The sequence below is a fragment of the Halosimplex salinum genome, assembly GCF_003730195.1.
GTDB lineage: Archaea > Halobacteriota > Halobacteria > Halobacteriales > Haloarculaceae > Halosimplex > Halosimplex salinum.
This window is the reverse complement of record NZ_QWGG01000003.1, coordinates 541478-566169: the sequence shown is the minus strand read 5'-3', so window position 1 is coordinate 566169 and position 24692 is coordinate 541478. Positions and strand designations below refer to the sequence as shown.

Below are 24692 nucleotides of genomic sequence, written 5' to 3'. Positions count from 1 at the left end.
CACCTCGCGTCGGGTCCCCTGTCCAGCCGACTGCGACATCCCCGGTCGAATGACGCGCAGGGCTGGCCAGCGGCGGTCATTCGGTCGCATCCCCTCCCTTCGGGCCGGAGACCGTCCCGAAGAGCACGTCGTCGTCGATCTCGTCGATGTCCTGGAGCCCGAGCTTGACCAGACGGTGGATTACTTCGGTCTCTGGTAGCCCGGTTCTGTCCGAGATCTCTTCGACGTCCGCGGCCAACGAATCGTGGCAACGAAACGTGATTTTGTCAGTCATATTCTTGCAACATCAATAGGTAGAATCTTGATGCATGATAAAGGTGTTCCACTGCACCAGTGGTGCAGTAGATAGATGGGTCTCAATATCATAACCACGACGATTCGATGACCCAGTTTTTTTGTGCAACAGTACCGTCCAGTTAGGTATGGAGCGAACTGAAAAGATCAGCACAAGTATAACCGAAGACGAAAAAAGCAGTTTTCGCGTCCTCGCTGCACAGCGAGACATGACGATGGCCGAGCTGCTCCGAGAACTCGTCTACGACGAGATCAAGGACGAGGAGTACCAGCAAGCGGTGGGAACGGAGGGAAACCCGAGTCCCGGAGCGACAACGACTGACTGAGAACCGTCTATCCACGGGGTGGTCACACGCCGCTGGGATGGGGTCTCTGATCTCCCGGAGACTCGATTGCTGGGGCACTGTCTGATTGAGCGAGTTCGAGGCGAGGTTGTCGCAGCGATCACTGCTCTCGGAATCGCTACCCCCCCTCTAACAACGTTTAGATGTGGAGAATCAAGACGCTTGGGAGGACGAGTCTCGCCAGGCGCGCGTCTGTCATTTCGGGATTAGAGTCGGCGATTCGCCGAACAAACGCCTCATTGACTCGGTGATTCCCCTCTCCAGCCGACCTCCTCCCGCTACCGTGCGACAGCCGACCCGACTGTCCGTGCCGTGTGCAGTCGATCGGGACGAGCCGATGCACTGTGTCATAGAGTCAGAAATAAATACATCTTCTGATTTTTATTAAATCAAATTTACTGGATGCCCGTTTCGAGACAGAGAGTCCAACGATATCGGCTCCTACCGGCTATGAGTACGATTCTATCTCGATCGCCCTGCCCGTGGGGCTGTTCCGTTTCGCTCGATGGATCGTTCGTTTCGACGGAAGGAGTCGGTACGTGAGGATCGGTACTGGGGTTTCGATATCTGCCGAACGTACTAACAAACTGATACGTTTTGGGAATTATAACTTGGTCTACACATGGGGCGGGACGTAGGTCGAGTCGCGCTGGTCGGGGACGTGGAACGCCTTCTCGAAGATTACGATCGTATGGCTGTAATTGGACGTTTGACGAGAGGAAACAATTCCTGGGCTCGTTGACGAACGAGAGCGCGAACAGGTCGGCGACCAGTGCCAGAACGTTCGCCGCGAGCGGGAGCGCCACGGCATGCTGGTTCGAACAGACGTGTCTCAGGAGTTGCTCTCGAATCGTCTCAGCCATGGTCGCGCTGTGGCCTCGATCCGACTGTCCTGTTTGCCCGCGGCCCCGACTCCGGCCTCGACCGGCGCCCCTGACGTTTGTCGTCAGCAAACAATCGGAGAAGGGAACTTATGCGTTTACCCACGTCAAACGCCCACGGCGTCGGGATCCCGGGGCTGTCGGCCGTGTTCGCGGGTCACGAACGGGTTCGAGCGACCTTCCGATGGCGATACTGTTAAGGCCGAGAGTCGGCCTTTTGACCGTATGCGAAAACAGTTATTGAACGGGGACTGGCGGTTTCGCCGGCACAGCGACGAGACGTGGCGTGCGGGTGCGGTGCCGGGCGGGGTCTACACGGATCTGCTGGACGCGGGAGAGATCCCGGACCCGCTCGTCGCAGACAACGAACTCGACGTGCAGTGGGTCGGCGAATGCGACTGGACGTACCAGCGGACTGTCGACGTGGACCGACGACTCCTCGACCACGACCGCGTCGTCCTCCAGTGCGACGGCCTCGACACCGTCGCCACCGTGCGGATCAACGGACAGGTTGTGGGCGAGTCGGTGAACATGCACGTCGGGCACGAGTTCGACGCCGCCGACGCGCTCGAACCCGGCGAGAACGAGGTCACGGTCGAGTTCCACTCGCCGGTCGACTACGGCCAGGAGCGGGCCGCCGAGTACCCCTACGAGGTGCCCTGTATCCGCTACCCCGTCGACCAGCCCGGTCGCCCCTTCGTCCGCAAGGCGCAGTGTCACTACGGCTGGGACTGGGGTCCGTGCCTCCCGACGATGGGCATCTACCGCGACATCGCGATCGTCGGCTACTCCGACCCGCGGATCCGCTACACGAAGACCGAACAGGACCACTCGGGCGACGGGATCGACCTCACCGTCCGCGTCGGCGTCGACGCGCCCACCGCCGGGACCTACGACTTGACCGTCGACGTGGCCGACACGAACGCCACGGAGGCGGTCGCCCTCGACGCGGGCGAACAGGAGGTCGAACTCACTGTGCCGGTCGACGAAGGCAGCGTCGACCTGTGGTGGCCGAACGGCTACGGCGACCAGCCGCTCTACGACCTCGACGTGAGCGTCTCCCCGAGCGGCCAGCGCCCTGCCGCCGGTCACACGCACTCCGACCGGATCGGCTTTCGCGACGTGGACCTCGTCGTCGAACCCGACGACGCGGGCACCTCCTTCTACTTCGAGGTCAACGGCGAACCCGTCTACGCGAAGGGTGCCAACACCATCCCGACGGCGCCGCTGTACGGCGACGTGACCGAGGAGCGCTACGAGCACCTGGTCCGCAGCGCCGCCGACGCCAACATGAACATGCTCCGGGTGTGGGGCGGCGGCTACTACGAGGAGGACACCTTCTACGACCTCTGTGACGAGTACGGCCTGCTCGTCTGGCAGGACTTCATGTTCTCCTGCTCGCTCCACCCCGCGAACGACGAGTTCCTCGACACCGTCGAGGAAGAGGTGCGCTATCAGGTCCGTCGCCTCGCGAACCACCCGTCGATCGCCGTCTGGTGTGCGAACAACGAGAACGAGGAGGCCGCCCAGAACTGGTTCGTCGACCACGACCACCACGAGGACCACCTCGACGACTACCGGACGCTCTACGAGGAGACGGTCGGACCCGCCTGTCGCGAGGAGGACCCGTCGCGCACGTACTGGCCCGGCTCGCCCTCCAGCGGCCCGGACGAACTCGAACCGTACGTCTTCGAGAAGGGCGACATCCACTACTGGGACGTGTGGCACCAGGGCCAGCCCTTCGAGGACTACTACACGACCGAACCCCGCTTCGTCTCCGAGTTCGGCTACCAGTCGTTTCCGTCGCTCGACTCGCTCCGAACGGTACTCGACGAGGGCGACTTCAACCCGACCTCGCCGATGATGGAACACCACCAGCGCAACCCCGGCGGGAACACGACCATCCTCCGCCGGATGGCCGACTACTTCCGCATCCCTTTCGACTTCTCTGACTTCGTCTACCTCTCCCAGCTCCTCCAGGCCGAGGCGATGTCGACGGCGATCGAGTACTGGCGCCGCCGCAAACCGACGACGATGGGTGCGCTCTACTGGCAGCTCAACGACCTCTGGCCGGTGGCCTCCTGGTCGTCGGTCGAGTACGACGGCAAGTGGAAGGCCCAGCAGTACGCCGCCCGTCGCCAGTTCGCGCCCGTCCTCCTCTCCTTCCACCCCGAGTTCGAGGGCCGCGACGGCGTCGACAACGAACAGGCCGAGGACCCCGACGACGCCGACGGGGGCGACGTGACCGCACAGACGCTGTGGATCACGAGCGACGAGACCGGTCCGGTGACGGGCGATGTCTCGCTCGAGATCACGACGTTCGACGGCGATCTCGTCCACGAGGAGACGGTCGCGGTCGACCTCGACGCCCACGAGAGCACCGCCCTGACGACCGTCGAACGCGACGACCTGCCCGACGGCGTCGAGCCGACCGACGTGCTGGTCCGCGCGAAACTCGACGGCGTCGACGGCTCGTTCCCCGCGACGGCCTTCTTTGCGGACTACAAACGACTGGCCCTGCCGGAGACCGAGGTCGAAGTCGAGATAGACGGCAACGAGGTGACCGTGGCCGCCGACGCGGCCGCGCTGTTCGTCGAACTCGATCCCGGCACGCTGGCGGGCGCGTTCTCGGACAACTACGTCCACCTCGCGCCCGGCGAGGAGCGCACCCTCGCCTTCGACGCCTACGACGACCGACGTGACGCGCTCGTCGAGGCACACCTCGAAGACGACCTCACCGTTCGGCACCTCCGCGAGACGTACTGACGGTCGCGGAGACTACGATTGCGAGAACTGTTCGGTCCACGTGGCGTAGGTGTTCTCGAGTTCGACGACGCCGACGACGTTCCTGAGCAGGTCGGGCAGTTCGGTGCGGAACCGCTCGCCGGAGAGCCGTTCGGTCGGGCCGGAGACGCTGATGGCGCCGAGCAACTCGCCGCCGGGGGAGTCGACGGCCGAGGCGACACAGCGGACCCCCTCGTAGCGCTCCTCGTCGTCGAACGCGACGCCCTCCGCCCGGATCGTGGCGAGTTCCTCGCGCAGCAGTTCGGGGTCCGTGACCGTCGCGTCGGTGTACGATTCGAGCGGCGTCTCCGCGAGATAGCGGTCGATCCGGTCCTCGGGGAGCTCGGCGAGGAACGCCTTCCCCGCCGCCGTGCAGTAGAGCGGTTCGTCGCTGCCGAGGTGCATCCGCGGTCGGTCGCCGCGACCGTCCCGCTCACCGGTCGCCCGGAAGATCGTGATCCCGCTGCCGTCGTGTTCGGCGACGAGACGGGCCTGCTCGCCGGTCTCTGCGGCCAGGTCTCGAACGTCCTCCTCGGCGAGGTGGTACAGCGGCTGGGCCTCGCGGACCTGGCCGCCGACCGAGAGAAAGCCCAGCCCGAGCCGGTACTCGCCGTCGACGCGTTCGAGGTAGCCGTGCTTGCAGAGCGTCGAGACGTGGTGATGGACGGCCGCCTTCGAACACCCGAGCGCGCCGGCGATCTCCGTCACGCCCGCGCGGTCGCGCTCGCGGAGCGCGTCCACCACCCGGAGCGAGGTTTCGACGGACTGGATAGTCTTGCCCGTCCCGCTGTCTGAACCGGTCATACGACTCGCGACGCACTCCACGGATATAAATCGTCCCCGCGCGCACCGAGTGGGTGTCCCGCTACGGCCGGTCACGCGACGCCGGCCGACCGCCGGTCAGTCGTCGCGGGCCTCGTAGATGCGGTGGATGACCCGCTGGACGTCCAGCGCCTCGTGGACGCTCGTGGTCGACGGTCGTTCGCCGGAGACCACGGCGTCGACGAACGTCTCCAGTTCGTCCGTGTAGGGGTCGTTGGGCCTGACGTGGACCGACGAGTCGACGAAGTGGTCGCGGCCGCCCTGGCGGACCTCGTAGAGGGTCAGGTCGTTTCGCTGGTCGGGCACCGGTTCGACCGCGTTTAGCGAGTTGGTGATGTCGAGTTTCGCGCCTGCGTCGGTCCCCTTGATCCGGTAGGAGTGGCTCCCCTCGTCGTTGGCCGCCCAGGCCACCTCGACCGTGGCCGTCAGGCCGTTCTCGAACTCGCAGAAGGCGGTGACGGTGTCCTCCACGTCGTACATCTTCGCCTCGTCGTCCTCGCCCCACATGTCGAGGTAGGCGTAGTCGTCGCGGTGGCCGAAGTAGGAGTCGACGGCGGCGTTGACCGACTCCAGTTCCGGCCATCCCGAGAGGTACAGCAACAGGTCGAGACAGTGCGCGCCCGTGTCGAGGAGGACGCCCCCGCCGGCGATCTCCTCGGAGGTGTACCACGTGCCCCGCCCGGGGACGCCTCGCCGTCGGACGAACTTCGCGTCGATGTGCGTCAGATCGCCGAGATACCCGCTCTCGACGTACGAGCGGGCGACGCGGCAGACGTTGCGATAGCGGTGGTGGAAGCCGACCATGCAGACGTTGCCCGTCCGCTCTGCGGTCTCGGCGATGCGCTCGGCGCTCTCCAGGTCGTGGGCCAGCGGCTTCTCCAGCAGGACGTCCAGCCCGGCCTCCAGCGCTCCGACGGCGGTCGGCTGGTGGAACTTGTTGGGCGTCGAGACGACGACCGCGTCCACCTCCCGGTCGAACAGGTCGTTCGGGCTCTCGTAGGCCGGCCGGTCGAACGCCTCCTCGAACTCCCGGCGCGCCGTCGGGTCCGCGTCGACCCCGAACACCTCGTGACCCATCTCCCGCAGCAGCCGGGCGTGGTTGGCCCCGTGCGTCCCGAGCCCGACGATCCCTACGGTCACTGTCTCGCTCATGCGTACCGTGTGGAAACTGCCCGCAGTTAACCCTTTCTCGAAGCCGACCATCCCGCCCGACGACGCGCTCCCCGGACCGACGGTCGGGAGCCAGCACAGCGGGCACCCGAAATAGCCAGCAGTGCACGATAGTATAATATATAATTTATATACGAGTATATGGTAGTATCGGCCATCTGTAACGCTATGCCGGCGTGCTACGAACGGCTCTCGTCTGCTTCCGCCTCGTCGGATCGTCCGTCGCCGGCTCCGTCGATCTGAAACCGGAAGGCGTCCGATACGACGGTCGAAGTCGGCCCTTTTTGCGATCTAGGTTTCGGGGCGCCCCCGGAACCACTCCGTCTACGACAGTGCTCGCGGTGCGACGACCGTCACAGTCAAACATCGGTCCTGTACTGGATATCTGTGGATATCTGATCCCGAGCAGCCTCACGGTGTCCCGGTAGAGGAGCGGGGCCGCAGTTCGCCACTGTCTCGTGGGGCGGATGGCGCACGGACATCGCTTGCGCACACGGGCCGGAATAGTATACTTCTAAATAGAACTAGGTAATATACAGATTTCTTATGTTTCTATGAGCGACGTACCGCCACGTGTCGGGTGGGGTCAGTGAGACCGAAGACGGGTGGAGTCGCGGGTCGTCACCCGGTCTGGTCGGCGACGATGTCGTCGGCGGCGTCGACGAACGCCTGCTCCTCGCCCGCGGGGACCGTCGCGCCGGCGGCGATGTCGTGCCCGCCGCCGTCGCCGCCCACCGAGCGGGACGCCTCGCCCATGACCACCGAGAGGTCGAGGCCCTCGCGGACGAGCGTTCCGGTGCCGCGGGCCGACACCTTCGTCTCCTCGTCGTTCTTGCGCGCGAAGGCGATGATGGGTTTGCTGGCGGAGACGCCCTCCGTCCCGAGCGCCATCCCGGCGACGATGCCGACGATGGTCTCGCGGATGGCCTCGCCCGCGTCGAACCACTGGAGGTTGTCCTCGTGGGTGACGCCCTCCCGGCGGACGTACTCCAGCCCCTCCGAGAGGTTCCGGCGGTGGTTCGAGAGCAGGGTCTGGGCCTGGTCCAGCGCGCCGTCGCGGTTCCCGAGACAGACGCCCAGACCCACGTCCGCGCGCTCGTAGCGCGCCGTCGCGTTCAGCAGTGTGGAGAACTCGCTGGCGTCGCGGAGCTCCGTCCCCGGCGCCTCGTCGACGAGTTCGTAGGTCGTCCCGACGAGCGTGTTGATCTTCTTCGCGGGGACGCCCCGCTGGACGGCGTGTTTCACCAGCGCGCTCGCGACGGTCTGGCGCTCGTCGTCGCTCAGGTCGACCCACGTGCGCCACTCGCCGGCCGCCTGCAGGTCGACGTCCAGCCCCTCCAGAAAGCGGACCGAGCCCGCCTCGTCGCCGGAGATGCCGGGGATCTGGACCTCCGTCGCGTACTCGAACAGCTTCGGGAGCGGTCGGGTCTGCTTGCCGTACAGCGAGAGGTCGGTGCCCTCCGCCAGCACCCCGCTCTCGACGCCCTCCTCGACGATGCCGCGGTTGGCGCCGACGAGTTCGCCGCCGACGGCCTGCATGTCGCCGACGGCGCCGACGACGGCCAGTCCCGCCAGGTCGCGGTTGTCGGCCGACTGGTCGCCGCGGTCGGCCAGCGCGCGGGCGAGGACGTACGCCGCGCCCGCCCCGGAGAGCTCGGAGGCGCCGTTGATGCCTTCGAGGAGCGGGTTGAGGTGGTACTCCGTCTCCGCGTCGGCGGGCTGGTGGTGGTCGGCGATGACGGGCTGGAAGTCGCCGGCCCGCTCGTGGGCCGCGATGGCGTCTAACTGGCCGCTCCCGAAGTCGGTGAAGAGGACGGTGTCGTACTCGCGGGCGGCGATGCTCGCGATCTCCGTCTCGTCGAGCTGTTTCTTGAACACCGTCTCGAAGTCCAGGCCGGCCCGTTCCAGCGCTCTCGACGCGACGGCCGCGCTCGTCAGCCCGTCGGCGTCGATGTGCGAGGCCAGCAGCACTTCGTCGGCGTCCAGCAGTCTGTCGGCGCAGGCGTCCGCGCGCCCCGCGAGGTCGGGGACCGGCCCGGTGGTACTCATCGAGCAGTTGTTATCGCGGCACTGGGTTTAAATCCCCGGATGGCCGGGGAGCCGACCCCTGTCCCGGATCCGCCGTGTCACCCGTCGAGCGCGCGGGAAACACGGTCAGGAGTCCGAGAGGACGTGGACGCGCTCGGTGTCGAGCGCGAGGGACACCCGTTCGCCGGGCGCCGGTGCCGTCGCCGGGTCGACGCGGAGCGTGACGGACTCCCCGTCCGGGAGGTCGGCGACGGCCCGGACGTGTTCGCCGAGGTAGGCGCGCTCGCGGACGGTCGCGTCGAAGGGGCCCTCGCCGACGCGGAACGCCTCCGGGCGCGCGACAACGGTCACGTCGCCCTCGTCGCCGTCGGGCGCGGGTGTCGTCGCGTGCCCGAAGTGGAGTCGGCCGTTGCGGGCCGTCGCGGGCAGGCGGTTCGACGTGCCGACGAAGTCGGCGACGAACTCGTTCGCGGGTCGCTCGTACACGTCTTCCGGCGCGCCGACCTGTTCGACGCGGCCGCCGTTCATGACGGCCATCCGGTCGCAGACGACCATCGCCTCGGCCTGGTCGTGGGTGACGTACAGCGCCGTCACGTCCAGGTCGTCGAGGAGGTCGACCAGTTCGCGCCGCAGGCGGGTCTTCAACTGCGCGTCGAGTCCGGTCATCGGTTCGTCGAGCAGGAGGATCGTCGGCTCGATCGCGAGCGCCCGCGCCAGGCCGACCCGCTGTTGCTGGCCGCCCGAGAGCGTCGTCGGATCCCGGTCGGCCAGTTCGGCGATGTCCAGCAGGTCGAGCAGTTCGCTCGCGCGCCGGCGCCGTTCGGGCTTCGAGACGCCCCGCATCTTCGGCCCGAACTGCACGTTCTCCCGGACGGTCATGTTCTCGAAGAGGGCGTACGACTGGAAGACGAGGCCGACGTTGCGCCACTCGGGCGGCACGCGGGTCACGTCCTCGTCGTCGAAGAGGACTCGCCCCTCGGTGGGCGTCTCGAAGCCCGCGATGGTGCGGAGCGTCGTCGTCTTGCCACAGCCGGAGGGGCCGACGACCCCGAGTATCTCGCCGTCGCCGACGGTGAGCGACACGTCGTCGACGGCGGTCGTCTCGCCGAACCGCTTCGTCACGCTGTCGAGTGTGATGTCTGCCATGGTTACGTTGAGAACCCTCGATTTCCGAGGAGCTGGAGCGCCGCGGTGACGGCCGCGACGAGCAGGAAGAACACCGAGACCGCGGCGGCGGTCGTCAGGAATGAGCTGTTCGAGATGTTGGCCTTGAGGAAGAGCGCGAGCGGGCGCGCGCCCCGCGAGAAGACGACGTAGGAGAAGTTGAACTCCGCGGCGGCGAGCGCCCAGCAGATGATAGCCCCGGAGACGATCCCCCGTTTCGCGTTCGGGACGATCACCGACAGGAAGGTCCGCGGCCACGACGCGCCGAGCGAGCGGGCGCTCTCCTCTAGCTGGCGCAGCGGCATCGACTCGAAGCTCGACTGGACGGCCATCACCATGAACGGCGCCTTCAGTAGCGAGTAGCCGACGATCAGTCCGAAGTCCGTCCCCGAGAGCTCCGGGTACGCCCGGAGGAAGGCGACGCCGAGGACGATCCCCGGCGCCAGCGGCAGGACGGCGAAGGCGTTGAGCAGGTCCCGCCCGGGGAACTCGTAGCGGGCGACGGCGTAGGCGATGGGCACGCCGACGACGAGGTTGACGAGCACACCGCCGAGCGCGAGCCACATGCTCCGGAACAGCGGGCTCTGACTGGGCGCGGCGAGCGGGTTCTCGGTCAGCGTCCGCAGGACGGCGCCGAGTTTCAGCGAGTAGTCGGCGGCGTCCTCGTACCCGCCGAACCCGAGCACCTGCTCCCAGTGGGTCAGCGTCACGAATCCCGACGGGAGCACGCCCGTCCACTCGCGGGCGAACGAGGCGACGAACGTCGCCACGACGGGGAAGACGAGGAAGAGGAAGGTGAGCGCGAACACGGTCAGTACCAGCGGTCGACCGAGCACCGCCGACGGCGACCGTTTCCACGACCGTTCGCGGATCTGCCGGTCTTCCACGGTGAGACCGCCGTCCGGGCGCGGACGGTCGTCGGTCTGATCGTCCGTGCCCCCGCCTCGAACGGGGCCTGAGTCGGCGTCACTCACAGTCCCACCTCCGCGCTGGTGTAGCGCAGGCCCAGCGCCGTGAACCCGAGGACGAACGCGAACCAGACGGTCGCCATCGCGGCCGCCAGCTGGATGTCGAACCCGCTCCCGGAGGAGAGCGCGTAGTCGATCTCGTAGGTCCACACGCGCAGGGTCTGCAGGATCAGGACGGTCCCGAAGATAGCCAGCGCCGTGCGGAACGTGAGGATGAACGCGCCGATGACCCCCGGCTTGATCTGCGGCAGCGTCACGTGGTAGAACGTCCGGGCCGGCGAGGCGCCCAGCGACCGGGCGGCCTCCTCGGTCCGTTCGTTGACCTCCGCGTAGCTCCCGCGCAGGAGCAGGAACGCCCGCGGGATCATCGAGTAGCAGTACGCGACGAACAGGCCGCCGACGCTCGTCGCGACGGCCAGATCGACGCTGCTCCGGCCGGTGAACCACGCGACGAGGTTCGTCACCAGTCCGGTGTTGCCCAGCAACACGATGATCATGAACGCCGCGACGATGCCGGGGAGGCTGATCGGGAACGAGAGGAGGGTCAACAGCGCGCCGCGGAACGGGAGGTCGTACTTCTCCAGCGCGTGGGCGGTCGCCGTCGCGACGCCGAGGCTGACGATGGTCGTCGCCAGCGAGAACCAGAGCGTGTTGACCGCCGACGCCCGGAGGTGCGGGTCGGCGAGGAGCCGCTCGTACGCCGACAGCGAGAACCCCTCGGAGACGTACTTCGCCTCGGAGACGCTGATTCGGAGCATCTCGCTCAACGGGTAGACGCCGGCGACCGTCGCGAGCAGGCAGAAGGGCGCACACAGCGCGATGACCCGCCGACGTTCCCGGTCGCGCTCGGTGTGCGGTTGGAGTACGCGCCCGAGCGGGTCGGGAAGCCGGGCGGCCCCGGCGTGGAACGCGGCGCTGACCGCCGCGAGCGCGTCCGCTCGCCGTCCGTCGGTCCCGCCGGTTCCGCCGGCCGCTTCGTCGGTCGACATGGCGCTACAGGCCGGCGGACCGCTCTATCTCGTCGATGACGCCCTCCTGCTTCTCGACCATCTCGCCGTAGTCGACCTGGAACTCCGTCTCGTCGTAGGTCGACTGGTCGGGGAACTCGTCGGGCATCTCCAGTTCCGGCGCGCGGATCGGTCGGACGTAGGCGTCGAGGAACTTGCGCTGGCCCTCCTTCGAGAGCACGTAGTCCATGAACAGCTTGCACGCCTCGGGGTTGGGGGCGCCGTCGATCATCCCGTAGCCGTAGGGCTGGTTGAACGCGCCCGCGTTCCCGTTCTCGCCCCGCAGGAGCGCGACGCCGACGTCCTCCTCGGCGACGTCCTCGTTGTTGTACTTGAGGTTCAGCCCGGAGTAGTCGTAGCGGACGAACGTCGCGTACTCGCCCTTGCTGAACTGCGCGAGGAAGTTGTCGGTGAACTCGGCGCCGCCCTCCTGTATCTGCTCGTAGTAGTCGATCACCGGTTGCACGTCGTCGAGCGAGCCGCCGCGTGCGTTGTTGATCGAGAGCGCCGTCGCGAGCCCCACGGCCGCGGTCGGCGTCTGGAGCGCGAGGTCCTGCGTGACGTCCGGGTGCAACAGGTCCTCCCACGTCTCGGGTTCGTCGAGGCCGCGTTCCTCGTAGATGTCCTGCCGGTAGGTGACAGCGGTGGTCATCCGCCGGGTCGCGGTCATCTCCCCGTCGTCGGTCTTGAGCTTCTCGGGCACTCTGTCCCAGTTCTTCGGCTTGTACCCGGTGAGGAAGTCGTCGTTCTTCGCGACGATGCCGTAGGTGTACCCGCCGTTGTACGCCGAGTGGTCGGGGTTCTGGGCGTGCGAACGCATGTGCGTCAGCGCCTCGCCCGAGGAGCGGTCGTCGTCGTTGAGCGCGACGCCGTACCGCTCCTCGAAGCCGTCCATCAGCGCCGGCCAGTTCGACCAGCCCGACTGGACCGCGTAGACGTAGAGTTTCTCGGGGAACGCCGACGCGCTCACCGTCGTCCGGTAGTCGCCGTGGCCCACCTCGTAGGCGTCGCCGTCGGGGGTCGCAGTCTCTCCGTCGCCGCTGCCCAGCGCGCCGGAACAGCCCGCGAGCCCGCTGGCCAGTGCGATACCCGTCCCCGTGAGGAACCGTCGCCGTGTCTGCGTCATACGGTGGAACACCCACCCAGAACGTGTATGGGGGTTTATATTTCCGGCCCGTACCGGCGGGGAGCGGTCCGTATCTGTCCGTTCCGCTCCGTCCGTTCCCCATCCCTCTGGAGAGTACAGAGCGATACGTACCGGTCCCGAGACGCTCCCGACTTACTCCTCGTCGGTCGCGGCGTCGACGACGGCCTCGGCCAGCGCGTCGAAGTCCGCGGCTTCGGGGATCACGTCGACCGCGACGCCGGCGTCGCTCGCGGTCCCGGCGGTCGGGTCGCCGATGACGCCGACGACGGCGTCTTCGAGTCCCGCGACCGCGTCCGCGCGAACGCCTCGCTCCTCGGCCGCGGCGAGGAAGTGCCGGACCGTCAGCGAGGAGGTGAACAGGGCGCCGTCGAGTCGCCCCTCGGCGGCCAGTTCGGCGGACTCACCGGCGTCGTTCGGGCGGTCGAGCCGGTAGAGCACCGTCTCGTGGACGTACGCGCCGGCGTCCTCCAGCCCCGTCAGCAGGACCGCCGAGCCGTGGTCGCTCCGGGCGACCTCGACGCGCGCGCCGTCGACCTCGGCTTCGAGTTCGGCGACCAGCCCCGACGAGGAGAACTCCGTGGGGACGCGGTCGACGCGGTAGTCGTGCGCTCGGAGCGCGTCGGCCGTCGACTCGCCGATGGCGCAGACGGTCGCGTCGCCGGGCTCCCACCGCTCGGCGGGGCCGCCGTCGTCCGCGCGCTCGCCGGCGACGAGTTCGACGCCGGTCTTGCTGGTGAAGACGACGTAGTCGGCGTCGTTTCTGGGAACCGCGCCGGTCGGGTCGACGGTCAGCATCGGGTCCGCGACCGCCTCCGCGCCGAGCGATTCGAGCAGGTCCACGGCGTCAGAGAGCCGGTCGTCCGGCGGACGGAAGACGGCGATGCGCGGGCGGTCCGCGGCGCTCATTCGCCGCTCACCGCCTCCGAATTTTCGGCCTCGTCGCTCCCGTACCCGCGGAGGAACTCGGCGAGCTCGTCGCGTTCGCCGGCGACGTCGCCGATCACGGTGATCGCGGGCGGTTCGATGCCGGCCTCGTCGCGGGCCTCGACGATGGTGTCGAGCGTCCCGGTCGCGACTCGCTGGTCCGGCCAGGTCGCTCGCTCGACGAGCGCGACGGGGGTGTCGGTGTCCATCCCGGCCTCGCGGAGCGCGGCGGTGTAGTCCGGGAGTTTGCCGACGCCCATCAGGACGACGATAGTCCCCCCGGTGGCCGCCAGCGCCTCCCAGTCGATGGCCGATTCGTCTTTGGTGGGGTCCTCGTGCCCGGTGACGAACGAGACGGAGGAGGCGTGGTCGCGGTGGGTGACGGGGATACCTGCGACGGCCGGGCCGGCGATGGCCGACGTGACGCCGGGAACGACCTCGAAGGGGACCTCGTGTGCGGCGAGGTAGGCGGCCTCCTCGCCGCCGCGACCGAAGACGAACGGGTCGCCGCCCTTCAGTCGGACCACGGTCTTGCCCTCGTGGGCAAGTTCAACGAGGCGTTCGTTCGTGACGGACTGGGGCGTGCGGTCGCCGCCGGCGCGTTTGCCCACGTCCTCGCGTTTCTCCTCGGGGATCAGTCCGAGTATCTCCGGGCCCGGGAGCTTGTCGTGGAGCACCACATCGGCCTCGTCGAGGAGTCGGCGGGCCTTGACGGTCAACAGATCCGGGTCGCCGGGGCCGGAGCCGACGAGGTAGACGGTCCCGGTCACTCGCCGCCCTCCTCGTCGCGGTCACCGTCCTCGGTCGGCTCCGGGCTCTCGGGCGATGCGCCGCCGGTCCCGGACGCCTCGTCGCTCCGTCGGCGGGCCTGTTCGATCAACTCGGCCGCGCCGGCGTCGGCCAGGTCGGCGGCGAACTCGCGGGCGGCCCGCGGGTGCTGGTCAACCGGGAGCTCGCGCGTCTCGCGGATCTGCTCGTCGCCGTCGCGGTCGAGGACGCGGACCAGGGTGCGGACGACCGAGCCCTGCAGGACCGCGTAGATGCCGATGGGCGCGACACAGCCGCCGCCGAGCTCCCCCAGCACCGTGCGCTCGACGGTCGCCTCGACGCGCGTCGGGGCGTGGTCGAGCACCGACCGGAGTTCCTCGGCGAGTTCGCCGTCGCGGGCGGTGACGGCGAGCGTCCCCTGGCTGGGCGCCGGGACGAACGTGTCGGGATTGAGCTGGCGGTGTTCGACGTGATGGAGCAGGCCTGCCCGTTCGAGCCCCGCCTCCGCGAGGACGATGGCGTCGTAGTCGACGTCCGGGTCCTGCTCCAGCGCGCGCCGCTCGAGTTCGGAGAGGTCCTCGAACCACTCCTCGACCGTGCGGTCGTACTCGGAGTCGTCGTCCTCGTCCTCGTCTTCGTCGTCCTCCGCATCGTCCGGGACGTTGTACTCGGCGAACTCCTCGACCTCCTCGTCGGCTTCGGCCTCGACGCGCCGCTCGTGTTCGCGCAGGAGCGGCGGCGCGAGCAGTTTCCCGACGCGCGTGTCGACGTTCCCGCGGAGCGGCCGGACGTCGAGATCGGGACGCTCGGCGAGCAACTGGGCGCGGCGGCGGAGGCTGGACGTACCCACAGTGGCGCCCTCGGGGAGCCCCGCCAGCGAGGTTCCGTTCCGGCTGACAAGCACGTCGCGCGGCGCGGCGCGTTCGGGGACGCCCGCGACGACCATGTCTTCCGGCAGGTCCGTGGGCATGTCCTTCATCGAGTGGACGGCGGCGTCGCAGTCGCCGTCGAGAACCTCCTCGTCCAGCGCGCGGACGAACGCGCCGGTCTTGCCGAGTTCGTGGATGGCCTCGTCGGTGATCTGGTCGCCAGTGGTCTCCACTTCGACGAGTTCCACGTCGAAGCGGCGGTTCTCCAGTCGGTCCTTGATCGTGGCGGCCTGCCGCATCGCGAGCGCCGACCCGCGCGTCCCCAGCCGAAGCGTCGTACTCATTGTCTCTCAGTGGACGCGCCGACGTGAAAAGCTCACCACTTCCGCCTTCGAGCGGTGTCGGGTTCGCGTGTACGTGTTGTCACTGATTCCGGCTATCGAGTCGTGGAGTGAACTCGAACGAACGCGACCGTGGTCGACAGCAAGCGACGAAAGCGCTCGGCACGCTCGCTAGGTGTTAGTTCGACCGTAAATGATAACGCGCGGAGAAAGCCCTCGACCCGCTCGCTACGAGTTGAATCGACCGCAGGTGACGCTGACCGGTGAAAGCCCTCGGTGCGCTCGCGGCCGCTGTGCGACATATCTTCGCTCGCTGGCGCTCGCTCAGATAGGGGTCGCACAGCGACTCCCCTACGGCGCGAGCGCGCCTCGCCCTTTCAGTCCGCCAGGACAGCACTGCAAAACAGCCTCACGCCTCCCCAGCCGATTCCTTCGTTCACTCCGTTCGCTCAGTCATCCCTTGCACGGTACTGTCGCGCCATAAACGGCGCGACAGCGCGCGCCACTGCGGCCTGTTCAGGATCTGTGCTGTACTAAGCATTCGCGCGAACGAAGTGAGCGCGATTCACCGGACGCGAGCGAACGAAGTGAGTGAAGCGTCCGGCCTTTTTCACCCATGTTTTTGCCGCGAGGGTGCCCGCAGGCGCGCGAAGCGCGCCGAGGACACCCGAGCGGGAAAAAGATGGTAACGAGATGGTTCCTACCAGGGCTCGTCTTTCGCGCCGATGACGTAGGCGATGCCGTTGGTGACGACGTGGAGGAGCGGCGTTACGACGAGGACGACGGCGAGCACCGTCGGCGTGAACGTGGCGACGACCCAGTCGAAGTCGAGCAGGGCCGCCAGCGCGAGCGCGCCGACGACGAAGTCCAGCTGGTCGAGGCCGGGGAAGGGCGCGCCGCGTTCGCGCCCGGTCCGGCGTTTGAGGAACGAGGCGCCGATGTCGCCGCACATCGCTCCGAGGGCCAGTCCGAACGCGGCCGGGAGCGGGAACACGACGGGGTCGACGCCGAGCAGGTCTCCGATGGTCGGTGCGGCGGCGTTGAGCGCGAGCGCGACGGCGACGCCGGCGGCGGTGCCGGCGGCGGTGCCGCGCCAGGTCTTCCCGTCGCCGAGAACGCGCCTGCCACCCCAGGTCCGTCCGCCGTCGATGGGTCGGCCGCCGCCCGCCAGTACCGCCGCGTTGTTCGGCACGTACGCGGGCAACATCGCCCACAGCGCCGTCACGATGGCCGAGAGCAGGTCCATACCGTCGCCGACAGCCCCGCGGGTCTTAATCGCGGTGTTTCGCGTCGTCCGGGTCCCCGCCGGTGCTGTCCGCTCCCACACGGTCCAGCGCCCCGATACCCATTTCACACTGGCGGCAATACTTGCACACATGATCCCGCCGATCGCGAGTCAGTTCGTCGCGGGCGAGACGGCGCCCGGCGCGCTCGAACACGCCCGCGAGACCAACGAGCGCGGGGTGGGCGTGATCCTCAACCTGCTGGGCGAGCACTACCACGAGCGCGGACCGGCCGACGAGGACGCACAGACGTACTGCGACCTGCTCGACGACATCGCGACGACGGACCTGCGGGCCTGCATCTCCGTCAAACCCTCTCAGCTCGGCCTCGACATGGGCGAGGACGTGTTCCGGGAGAACCTCGCACGGGTCGTAGAGCGGGCGGACGAACACGGGGAGTTCGTCTGGATCGACATGGAGGACCACACGACGACGGACGCGACGCTGGACGCCTTCGAACACCACGCCCGCGAACAGGGCTGCGTGGGCGTCTGTATCCAGGCGAATCTCAGGCGGACCCGGGCGGACCTCGAACGGCTGGCGGACCTGCCGGGGAAGGTCCGGCTGGTCAAGGGGGCCTACGACCCGCCCGCGGACGTGGCCTACCGGGAGAAATCGCGCGTGAACGAGGAGTATCGGGACCTGTTGACGTACATGTTCGAGGCGTTCGACGACGGCGTGGCCGTCGGGAGTCACGACCCGGCGATGATCGCGCTGGCGGAGGATCTCCACGAGGAACACGGGACGCCCTACGAGGTACAGATGCTGATGGGCGTGCGCGAGGACGCCCAGACGGAACTGGCCGCGGACCGCGAGGTCTGGCAGTACGCGCCCTACGGGACGAAGTGGATCTCCTACTTCTACCGACGGGTGCTCGAACGCAAGGAGAACCTGGGCTTCGCGCTCCGGGCGGTCGTGAGCGGCTAGTCGGTGTGGGGGGCTGTACCGTGACCGGTCGGTCGGGGTCGTGTTCGGCGATCGGAAGGAAAGCGCTCATTACACTCCGGGCGACAGATACGGGCAGATGACCTCGGCATCCTGGAAACGTGACTTCGCCAGCGGGCTCATCATTCTGCTGCCGTTGCTCGTGACGGCGTACATCATCCTGCGGCTGTATCTGGCGCTCGCGAGCGTTCCGCTGACGACCGAGACCTGGCAGGTCGACATCTGGATCTGGGAGGGGGTCAACATCGCGAGCCCGGTGCGCGTCGTGCTGACGCTCGTCATCTTCGTCCTCATCGTGTTCTCGCTGGGCTATCTGATGCGGACCGCGTTCGGCGACTTCATCGAACGGAACATCGACAACACGATGAACCAGCTTCCCGGACTGCGCGTCATCTACAACGCGTCGAAGATGGCCGTCGAGACGGTCGTCTCCGGCGCGGACGAACTGCAGGAACCCGTCAAACTCGAGACGTGGGACGGGATGCGGATGACCGCGTTCAAGACCGGGAAGTCGACCGACGACGGCCGCGACGTGCTCTTTCTGCCGACGGCGCCGAACATCACCACCGGGTTCGTCGTCGAGGTGAACCCCGACCGCTACGAGGAGACGAACGAACGCGTCGAGGAGGCGCTGACGCGCGTCCTCAGCGCCGGATTCGGCGAGGCCGAACAGACCTCGGTCCCGATGACCGTGGATTCGGACGAGGACGAGGAAGAGGAAGACCCGACAGAGACGCCGGTCGAAAACGACTGAGGGCGGGGCGGTCGACGACGGAGCGTTCCGTGTCTTTTTTCAGCTGATGTGCGCGGCGATGTCGGCTTCGGTGATGATACCGACGGTCTCACCGCCCTCGACGACGAGCACGGCGTCGTTGTGGTTGAGGTAGTCGTTGATCTCGTCGATGGTCGCGCCCGGTTCGACGGTGGCGATGGACTCGCGTTTGACCTCGTCGACGGGGAAGTCGCCGACGTTGTCGGCCTCCGAGGAGTCCGACCGCTGGCGGATGTCGGAGTGACCGATCAGGCCGAGCGGCGTCCCGTCTCGGATGACCGGGACCTGTGAGAACCCCCGTTCGTCCATCAGTTCCTGGGTCTCGTGGACGGAGTCGTCGGGCTGGACGCTGACGATGGGCGAGTTCATCAGGTCCTCGGCGCGCAGGATCGCCCCCTCGGCCTCCTGGAGCGCGTTGACGATACGCCGGAGCGTCGACAGCCGCGGGTCGACGTCCCCGCCCTCGATGCGCGCGATCAGCGGCTGTGACACGTCCGCCCTGTCCGCTAACTCGCTCTGCGTCAACCCCAGCTCGTTGCGGCGTTCCCGCAGGTCCGCCGGCGTCGGTAAATCCATGAGGTGAAATAACTACGGGTAATATATAAAACCTCCGACGGGTGCGGTCGCGGGTCGGGTCGGGTCGGCGAGTTCGGGGAGCGGACGCTATAAACACCTGGAGCGGCTATCCGGTGGTATGACAGACAGCGAGGAGCGGCTCCCGGAATCGGACGAGGAGTGGCGCGAACGACTCACGGAGGAGGAGTACAAGATCCTGCGCGAGCGGGGGACCGAACCGAAGTTCAGCGGCGACTTCCTCGACGTGGACGAGGACGGGGAGTTCACGTGTGCGGGCTGCGGGACCGCGCTGTTCGGGACGGACCAGCAGTTCGACTCCGGCCACGGCTGGCCGAGTTTCTTCGACGTCGTCGAGGAGGGCAACGTCGAGACGCGACTGGACACCAGCCACGGCATGCGCCGGACGGAGGTCGTCTGTGCGAACTGCGAGGGACATCTCGGGCACGTGTTCGACGACGGACCGGACCCCACGGGCAAGCGCTACTGTATCAACTCCGCGGCGCTCGATTTCGACGCTGAGGAGTAGAGCGAGCGCCGGTCCGGGTCCCGACCGGTCCCGTTATCATGTCGATCACACCGGCCGGAACGCTTTTTTCCGTGCTCGGCAGGTAGCAACCTGTGAGTTCCGAACACGCGGACGGCAAGAGCGCGGCGGGCACGGGCGACGGCGACCGGAGCGTGAGCGTCTTCGGCGTCGAGGTCGTCCTCGAGGAGGACTTCGTCTCGTTCCCGTGGCGCGCGGGGCTGAAGCGCGGCCCGATCGTGTTTCTGGTCGGGTTCGCGGTCGTCTCGCTCCTCTCCGCGCTCGCCTCCGTCACCGCCGGCGGCTCGCTACTCGGGTACGTCGGCGTTCTGATCGGGACGGCGGCGCTCTTCGCGCTCGTCTCCTTCCTCGTCGGTCTCGGCGAGGACGCAGAGCGGTGGCACGGGTACGCCGGCGCGGCGGCGCTGCTGGCCGTGACAGCACTGCTCAACGTCGTCGTGTGGAACGGGGCCGTTCCGTTCGAGGACCAGTTCGCGATACTGGGGATCGTCACGTACAACGCCCACAACATCCACGCGGTGACCGGGCTGGTACCCGACGCACTCGCGCCCGTCGCGGAGCCGATACTGGCAGTTCCCGTCGTCGGGCGCCTCCTGCAGGGGCTGTTCGCTATCGGGCAGAATCACTCGGCGCCGGTCGCCCACCTGATCGAGACCGCTGGCGGCGCGACCGGTACGATCGGACACGTCAACATGATCGAACAGCAGACGACCCAGGTCCCGAAACTGCTGTACTACCTCGTCCCGGTCGCGGTCCTGATCGGTGCGGGCCACGAGTTCGCCGAGACCCACTGGGAGGCGGCGGCCACCGACTCCCCGATCGAGGTGGCGCGGTTCGGTCTCGCAGTCGGACTGGGCTACGTCGCGACGCTCCTCGCGGGGACGGTCGCGTTCACCTACCGCGGGCAAAGCCCCCTCAATCCGCAGGTGTACACCGTCATGCCCGATCGGTACCTGACGCTCGTGTTCGGGTTCGTCTACCCGGCCGTCCTGGTCTCGGTGGGCGCCGCTATCGTCTATCTCCGGCGAGAACAGTGAGCCGGGACGGCCGTTAGGCGTAACTGGCGTCGAGGTACTCGACGATCTTTTCGGACTCGGCCATGGTGACGCCGTGGTCGTCGTCGACGAGGACGGGCACGCCCCGCTGGCCGGAGACGCGCTTGACCTCGTTGCGATCGGAGTGGAGCGCGTCGACCCAGACGGTGTCGTAGTCCAGGTCGAGGTCGTCCATGTGGTCGGCCACTTTCTCGCAGTACGGGCAGCCGTCGAGTTGATAGAGCGTGAACGCCATATCGGTCGTTCGGAAGCGACGGTCAAGTGCGTTGCGGCCGATCAGTCGAGCGCGACGCCGCGAAACTCGAAGCGCGCTCCGCTCCGGTCGCCGCTCACTCCGTCGTTCGCGTCGGTGACGTCGACGGTCCAGCCGTGAGCGTCGGCGACCTTCCGGACGATAGCGAGCCCCATCCCCGTGTTGCCCTCCGACTTGTTGGTGGAGTAGCCGACGTCGAACACCCGCTCGCGGTCCGCCGCGGCGATCCCCGGGCCGTCGTCGGCGACGTAGAACCCGTCCGCGAGAGTACCCACGGTGACCGTCGGGGTGGCCTCGCCGTGCTCCGCGCTGTCCTCGGGAGCGTGCGACGGAGGGCTCGTCGAACCGTGTTCGACGGTGTCGTCGGCCTGTGGCCGACTGCTCGTGGAGCCGTGCTCCACGCTGTTCCGAAAGAGGTTCTCGAACAGTTGCGTGAGGACGCTGGCGTCCGCGACGAGGGTCGCGTCGTCGACGACCTCGAGGGTAGCGCCGCCGGTCTCGACGTGTGACCAGGCGTCCCGCGCGACGGTCCCCATGTCGACGCGTTCGGTGTCGACGCGCTCGGAGTCGCGCGCGAGGACGAGCGCGTCGTCGACGATAGCGTTCATTCGCTCGAGCGAGGAGAGGATCGACGCCGATCGCTCGGCGACGGTTTCGGCGTCGGCGTCCGGGTCGTCGGCGAGGAACTGCGCGCCCCCCATCGCGACGTTCAACGGGTTCCGGAGGTCGTGGCTCAGCACGCTCGCGACCGTCGAGAGCGTCTCGTTGTTCGCCTCGACGCGGAGTTCGGCCTCTTTCCGGTCCGTGATGTCCACGTGCATCACGAGCCCGTGCGGGTCGTCGCACTCCGGCAGTGCGAGCGCGCGCATCAGAAACCACCGCCGCTCGTCCGGCGAATGACAGGGGTACTCGAGGGCGAACTCCGCACGCTCGCCCGCGAGCACGGACCGGATACCCGACGCCGCGTCGGCCGCCGAGTCGTCCTCGGAGTGGTCACAGACCGACAGGTAGTTCTCGCCGACCATGTCGACCTCGCCCTGGAGGTCGTTGTCCCGGCCGAACGTCTCCCACGCGTGGTTGGTCTCGCGGATCACTCCCTCGCCGTCCAGGACTGCCACCTGGGCCGGCAACGCGTCGAACGCGGCCGCGACGAGGTCGTCCCCGGCGCTCTCCCTCCGCTCACGCTCACCACTGCTGTCGGTCATTACTGCCCGCAGAGAGGGGATGCACGGATAAAACACACGCGCCCGGCTCTCGACGCTGATTTTTGGGACGAAAGCCGAACTCGGCCAGCGGTGGCGTTACTCGTTCAGCAGGCCGTCCTGCTCGACGCGCATGACGGCCTCGCCGTCGGGGAGGTTGGGCGCGTCGACGAGTTTGACGATGCGCTTGTTGCCCTTGGACTTGCGGAGGTAGATGCGGAACGTGGAGGTGTGACCGAGGATGTTCCCACCGATGGGCTGGGTCGGGTCGCCGAAGAACGAGTCGGGGTTGGAGGCGACCTGGTTGGTGACGACGACGGCGGTGTTGTGGAGGTCACCGACGCGCATCAGGTCGTGGAGGTGCTTGTTGAGCTTCTGCTGGCGGTCGGCGAGCTCGCCGCGGCCGACGTACTCCGCGCGGAAGTGGGCGGTCAGCGAGTCGACACACAGCAGGCGGATGGGGAACTCGTCGTCCTGAGTCTCGCTGGCGAGCTCCTGGGCCTGCTCGGCGAGCAGGATCTGGTGGTTGGAGTTGAACGCCTTCGCGACGTGGATGTTGTCGAGCATCGCCTCGACGAGGTCGTCGAGCAGGTCGTCGTTCGTGGCGTCGGCGTCGGCCTCCTCCTCGACGACCCCGTGCAGGACCATCGTGTCTTCGAGGACCTCGTCGGAGAGACCCTTGACCATCTGGTCGATACGCTCGGGTCGGAAGGTGTCCTCGGAGTCGATGAACATCGCGCTCCCCTCGAGCCCGCCGTGCTCGCTGGGGAGCTGGACGGTGACCGAGATCTGGTGTGTGACCTGGGACTTCCCGGCACCGAACTCGCCGTACACCTCGGTGATCGACTGGGTCTCGATGCCGCCGCCGAGGAGTTCGTCGACCTCGTCGACGTTCCAGGTGAGCTTCCCGATCTGCTCGCGGCGTTCCAGGACCGTGGCGCCGGACTCGAAGCCGCCGATGTCGGCGGCGTCACGGGCGGCGTTGATGATGTCCGCCGCGCTGGACTCGCCGATGTCGGCCGTGTTCGACAGCTCGCCGGGCGACGCGACCGCGATGCCCTGGTAGCCGTCGAACCCGTTCTCTCGGAGCTTCTCCGCCGTCGCCGGGCCCACGCCCGGGAGGTCTTCGAGGTCTTCTGATGCCATGGACATCGCTTACGCCGCCGGTCATATAAACCCTCGTTAACACCAAAGTGAAAGTGAAACTGGCCCACGTGAGCGCCCTCTGACGGGAGTGATCCGTAGATTGAAACGTCATCCGGCAGGAACGCGGTTCTCGCGGGGCGGCGAACACCCTCGGTCGGGGGGAGTCGGTGAAAGTGGAACGGCAGTCAGCCACCGCGGGCGCCGAGGTAGACGACGCCGAAGACGCCGAGGAAGTAGACGGCGGTGAGCCACGACCCCGGCACGTCGAGGACGCGGTCGCCCTGGTGGCCGACGACGACGAGCGCGAGCGCGACCGTCGCGGCGAGGGGATTCGCCCGGAGTCTGCCGGCGAACGCCCGGACCTGCCAGACGAAGTCGCCGAGGAAGTTCGAGACGGCGTCGCCCGCAGGACGGTTCCCGTCCGGGTTGTCCGCGGGTCCGAACCCGTCGAGGGCGTCGCGGTCGACGATCACGACGTGGCCGGTGTTGACTCTCCAGCCGTCGGCGTCGCCGACCTGCAGGAGGGTGACGCACTCCGCCCGGGTGCCGACCACCCGGTAGACCCCGGGCTCGACCGCTCCGTCGGTCTCCGCGTCGCCGTCCGAATCGCCCGCACCGTCCGCCGGTCGGACGTGGTCGTAGACGGCGGGGTCGAACGGCGTGGAATCGGCGGTATTCGGAGACACGACCGGCGTGTCGGTCGGTCGCGGGATAAAGTTACAGGCTCTCGCGGCGGGTCATTCCCAGGGGTGTCCGCCGGGGCGGTCCGGCCAGAGCGGATACCAGTACTCCTTGTCCGGTTCGACGGTGAGTTCGCCGTCGAGCACGCTCTGGAGTTTGATCTCCGTCTGGCTGTGTCGCTCGTGGTCGCCCTTCGGCGCGAAGGGGTAGTACTTCCCGCGGCGGAAGGAGTACACCCAGTAGGCCCGTTGGCCGTCCTTTTCGAAGGCGAAGAGTGCGGCGAGCAGTCGTGACCCGTAGTCGCGTTCGATGAACTCGTCGGCGGCGAAGTGGATGCTCGTCACCAGGTCCTCGGGGTCGTCGTCCTCGAGGACGACCCACTCGTAGCCGTGGTCGTCGGTCGTGAACCTCGCTTTCGTCCCCGTCTCCACCTCGCCCGCCTCGAGGATGGCCTCGACGTTCTCGACGGCGTCCTCGAAGCCGGTGCTGTCGACTTCGGCGAAACACAGCGCGGCCGCGTCGGCCGGCGCGAACCCCAGGTCGGCCTCCATCGTCATGTAGGCCGTGCTCATCCCGAACAGGTCCTCCGGGTCGGCGTCCCGCGTCGCGTCGGCCTCCGCTTTCATCCCGAGTGCGGACTTCAGGCCGTCCAGCAGTCCCATACCTCCCTGTTGGGTCAGCCGGGTAAAAGACGCTTGCCTCCGGCGGCCGCGGCTCCGCCCGA

General features: G+C 67.7%; 24 protein-coding genes. 6 read left to right on the top strand and 18 right to left on the bottom strand.

Annotated elements, in window-relative coordinates; translation table 11 throughout:
* Positions 1-76: 76 nt before the first annotated feature.
* Positions 77-274 carry a hypothetical protein gene (locus D1409_RS25220; protein WP_206425030.1) on the bottom strand — a complete coding sequence of 66 codons (198 nt, stop codon included), beginning with the start codon at positions 272-274 and terminating at the stop codon, positions 77-79.
* Positions 275-422: 148 nt separating this feature from the next.
* Between D1409_RS25220 and D1409_RS24490 the strand changes: the two genes are divergently transcribed.
* Positions 423-620 (top strand): hypothetical protein, encoded by a 198-nt coding sequence (locus tag D1409_RS24490; protein WP_164471643.1) that lies wholly within the window; start codon positions 423-425, stop codon positions 618-620.
* Between the two features lie 1124 nt (positions 621-1744).
* On the top strand, positions 1745-4285 hold the full coding sequence (locus D1409_RS11080; protein WP_123537017.1) for a beta-mannosidase: 2541 nt from the start codon (positions 1745-1747) through the stop codon (positions 4283-4285).
* 12 nt (positions 4286-4297) lie between these two features.
* On the opposite strand, the gene D1409_RS11075 is transcribed toward D1409_RS11080, so the two are convergent.
* The 11 genes from D1409_RS11075 to D1409_RS11025 all read right to left on the bottom strand — a co-directional run bounded on the left by D1409_RS11075 (position 4298) and on the right by D1409_RS11025 (position 16757).
* Complete coding sequence (locus tag D1409_RS11075; RefSeq protein WP_123537015.1) at positions 4298-5107, bottom strand: IclR family transcriptional regulator; 810 nt, start codon at positions 5105-5107, stop codon at positions 4298-4300.
* A gap of 96 nt (positions 5108-5203) precedes the next feature.
* Positions 5204-6277, bottom strand: a complete 1074-nt coding sequence (locus D1409_RS11070; protein WP_123537013.1) for a Gfo/Idh/MocA family protein — start codon at positions 6275-6277, stop codon at positions 5204-5206.
* Positions 6278-6916: 639 nt separating this feature from the next.
* Positions 6917-8344, bottom strand: a complete 1428-nt coding sequence (locus D1409_RS11065) for a single-stranded-DNA-specific exonuclease RecJ (RefSeq protein WP_123537011.1) — start codon at positions 8342-8344, stop codon at positions 6917-6919.
* A gap of 105 nt (positions 8345-8449) precedes the next feature.
* Positions 8450-9469: an ABC transporter ATP-binding protein gene (locus D1409_RS11060; RefSeq protein ID WP_123537009.1), complete on the bottom strand. Its 1020-nt coding sequence runs from the start codon at positions 9467-9469 to the stop codon at positions 8450-8452.
* A gap of 2 nt (positions 9470-9471) precedes the next feature.
* A complete protein-coding gene (locus D1409_RS11055) occupies positions 9472-10308 on the bottom strand; it encodes an ABC transporter permease (protein ID WP_164471647.1) in 837 nt (278 codons plus the stop codon).
* Positions 10309-10457: 149 nt separating this feature from the next.
* Positions 10458-11444, bottom strand: coding sequence for an ABC transporter permease (locus D1409_RS11050; protein ID WP_123537007.1), 987 nt, complete (start codon positions 11442-11444; stop codon positions 10458-10460).
* Between the two features lie 4 nt (positions 11445-11448).
* Positions 11449-12588 carry an extracellular solute-binding protein gene (locus D1409_RS11045; protein WP_123537098.1) on the bottom strand — a complete coding sequence of 380 codons (1140 nt, stop codon included), beginning with the start codon at positions 12586-12588 and terminating at the stop codon, positions 11449-11451.
* A 153-nt stretch (positions 12589-12741) separates the two neighbouring features.
* A complete protein-coding gene (locus D1409_RS11040) occupies positions 12742-13515 on the bottom strand; it encodes a uroporphyrinogen-III synthase (RefSeq protein ID WP_123537005.1) in 774 nt (257 codons plus the stop codon).
* The gene (cobA, locus tag D1409_RS11035; protein WP_123537003.1) at positions 13512-14303 is read right to left on the bottom strand and encodes a uroporphyrinogen-III C-methyltransferase; all 792 of its coding nucleotides are present in this window, start codon (positions 14301-14303) and stop codon (positions 13512-13514) included. Before cobA ends, D1409_RS11040 begins: the two co-directional genes overlap by 4 nt.
* Positions 14300-15514 carry a hydroxymethylbilane synthase gene (gene hemC / locus D1409_RS11030; RefSeq protein WP_123537001.1) on the bottom strand — a complete coding sequence of 405 codons (1215 nt, stop codon included), beginning with the start codon at positions 15512-15514 and terminating at the stop codon, positions 14300-14302. The genes cobA and hemC overlap by 4 nt, the downstream gene beginning before the upstream one ends.
* A gap of 697 nt (positions 15515-16211) precedes the next feature.
* Complete coding sequence (locus D1409_RS11025; protein ID WP_123536999.1) at positions 16212-16757, bottom strand: CDP-2,3-bis-(O-geranylgeranyl)-sn-glycerol synthase; 546 nt, start codon at positions 16755-16757, stop codon at positions 16212-16214.
* Between the two features lie 130 nt (positions 16758-16887).
* Between D1409_RS11025 and D1409_RS11020 the strand changes: the two genes are divergently transcribed.
* Together D1409_RS11020 and D1409_RS11015 are read left to right on the top strand one after the other, a co-directional pair.
* Positions 16888-17721 carry a proline dehydrogenase family protein gene (locus tag D1409_RS11020; protein WP_123536997.1) on the top strand — a complete coding sequence of 278 codons (834 nt, stop codon included), beginning with the start codon at positions 16888-16890 and terminating at the stop codon, positions 17719-17721.
* Positions 17722-17818: 97 nt separating this feature from the next.
* Entirely contained in the window at positions 17819-18493 is a 675-nt protein-coding gene (locus D1409_RS11015) for a DUF502 domain-containing protein (protein ID WP_123536995.1), read from the top strand.
* A 39-nt stretch (positions 18494-18532) separates the two neighbouring features.
* Here D1409_RS11015 and D1409_RS11010 read toward each other — a convergent pair whose 3' ends face one another.
* Positions 18533-19087, bottom strand: a complete 555-nt coding sequence (locus tag D1409_RS11010; RefSeq protein ID WP_123536993.1) for a CBS domain-containing protein — start codon at positions 19085-19087, stop codon at positions 18533-18535.
* Positions 19088-19205: 118 nt separating this feature from the next.
* Here D1409_RS11010 and msrB point away from each other — a divergent pair, with 118 nt between their 5' ends.
* Positions 19206-19613: a peptide-methionine (R)-S-oxide reductase MsrB gene (gene msrB / locus D1409_RS11005; protein ID WP_123536990.1), complete on the top strand. Its 408-nt coding sequence runs from the start codon at positions 19206-19208 to the stop codon at positions 19611-19613.
* A gap of 92 nt (positions 19614-19705) precedes the next feature.
* Positions 19706-20668 carry a hypothetical protein gene (locus D1409_RS11000; protein WP_123536988.1) on the top strand — a complete coding sequence of 321 codons (963 nt, stop codon included), beginning with the start codon at positions 19706-19708 and terminating at the stop codon, positions 20666-20668.
* Positions 20669-20681: 13 nt separating this feature from the next.
* Here D1409_RS11000 and D1409_RS10995 read toward each other — a convergent pair whose 3' ends face one another.
* From D1409_RS10995 to pspAB, 5 genes are all read right to left on the bottom strand, one after another.
* The gene (locus tag D1409_RS10995; RefSeq protein WP_123536986.1) at positions 20682-20921 is read right to left on the bottom strand and encodes a glutaredoxin family protein; all 240 of its coding nucleotides are present in this window, start codon (positions 20919-20921) and stop codon (positions 20682-20684) included.
* Between the two features lie 41 nt (positions 20922-20962).
* Positions 20963-22144: a PAS domain-containing sensor histidine kinase gene (locus D1409_RS10990; RefSeq protein ID WP_123536984.1), complete on the bottom strand. Its 1182-nt coding sequence runs from the start codon at positions 22142-22144 to the stop codon at positions 20963-20965.
* 96 nt (positions 22145-22240) lie between these two features.
* Positions 22241-23287, bottom strand: a complete 1047-nt coding sequence (radA, locus tag D1409_RS10985; protein ID WP_123536982.1) for a DNA repair and recombination protein RadA — start codon at positions 23285-23287, stop codon at positions 22241-22243.
* Between the two features lie 185 nt (positions 23288-23472).
* A complete protein-coding gene (locus tag D1409_RS10980) occupies positions 23473-23973 on the bottom strand; it encodes a hypothetical protein (RefSeq protein WP_206425029.1) in 501 nt (166 codons plus the stop codon).
* Positions 23974-24024: 51 nt separating this feature from the next.
* Positions 24025-24630: a PspA-associated protein PspAB gene (gene pspAB / locus D1409_RS10975; protein ID WP_123536981.1), complete on the bottom strand. Its 606-nt coding sequence runs from the start codon at positions 24628-24630 to the stop codon at positions 24025-24027.
* Positions 24631-24692: the final 62 nt, after the last annotated feature.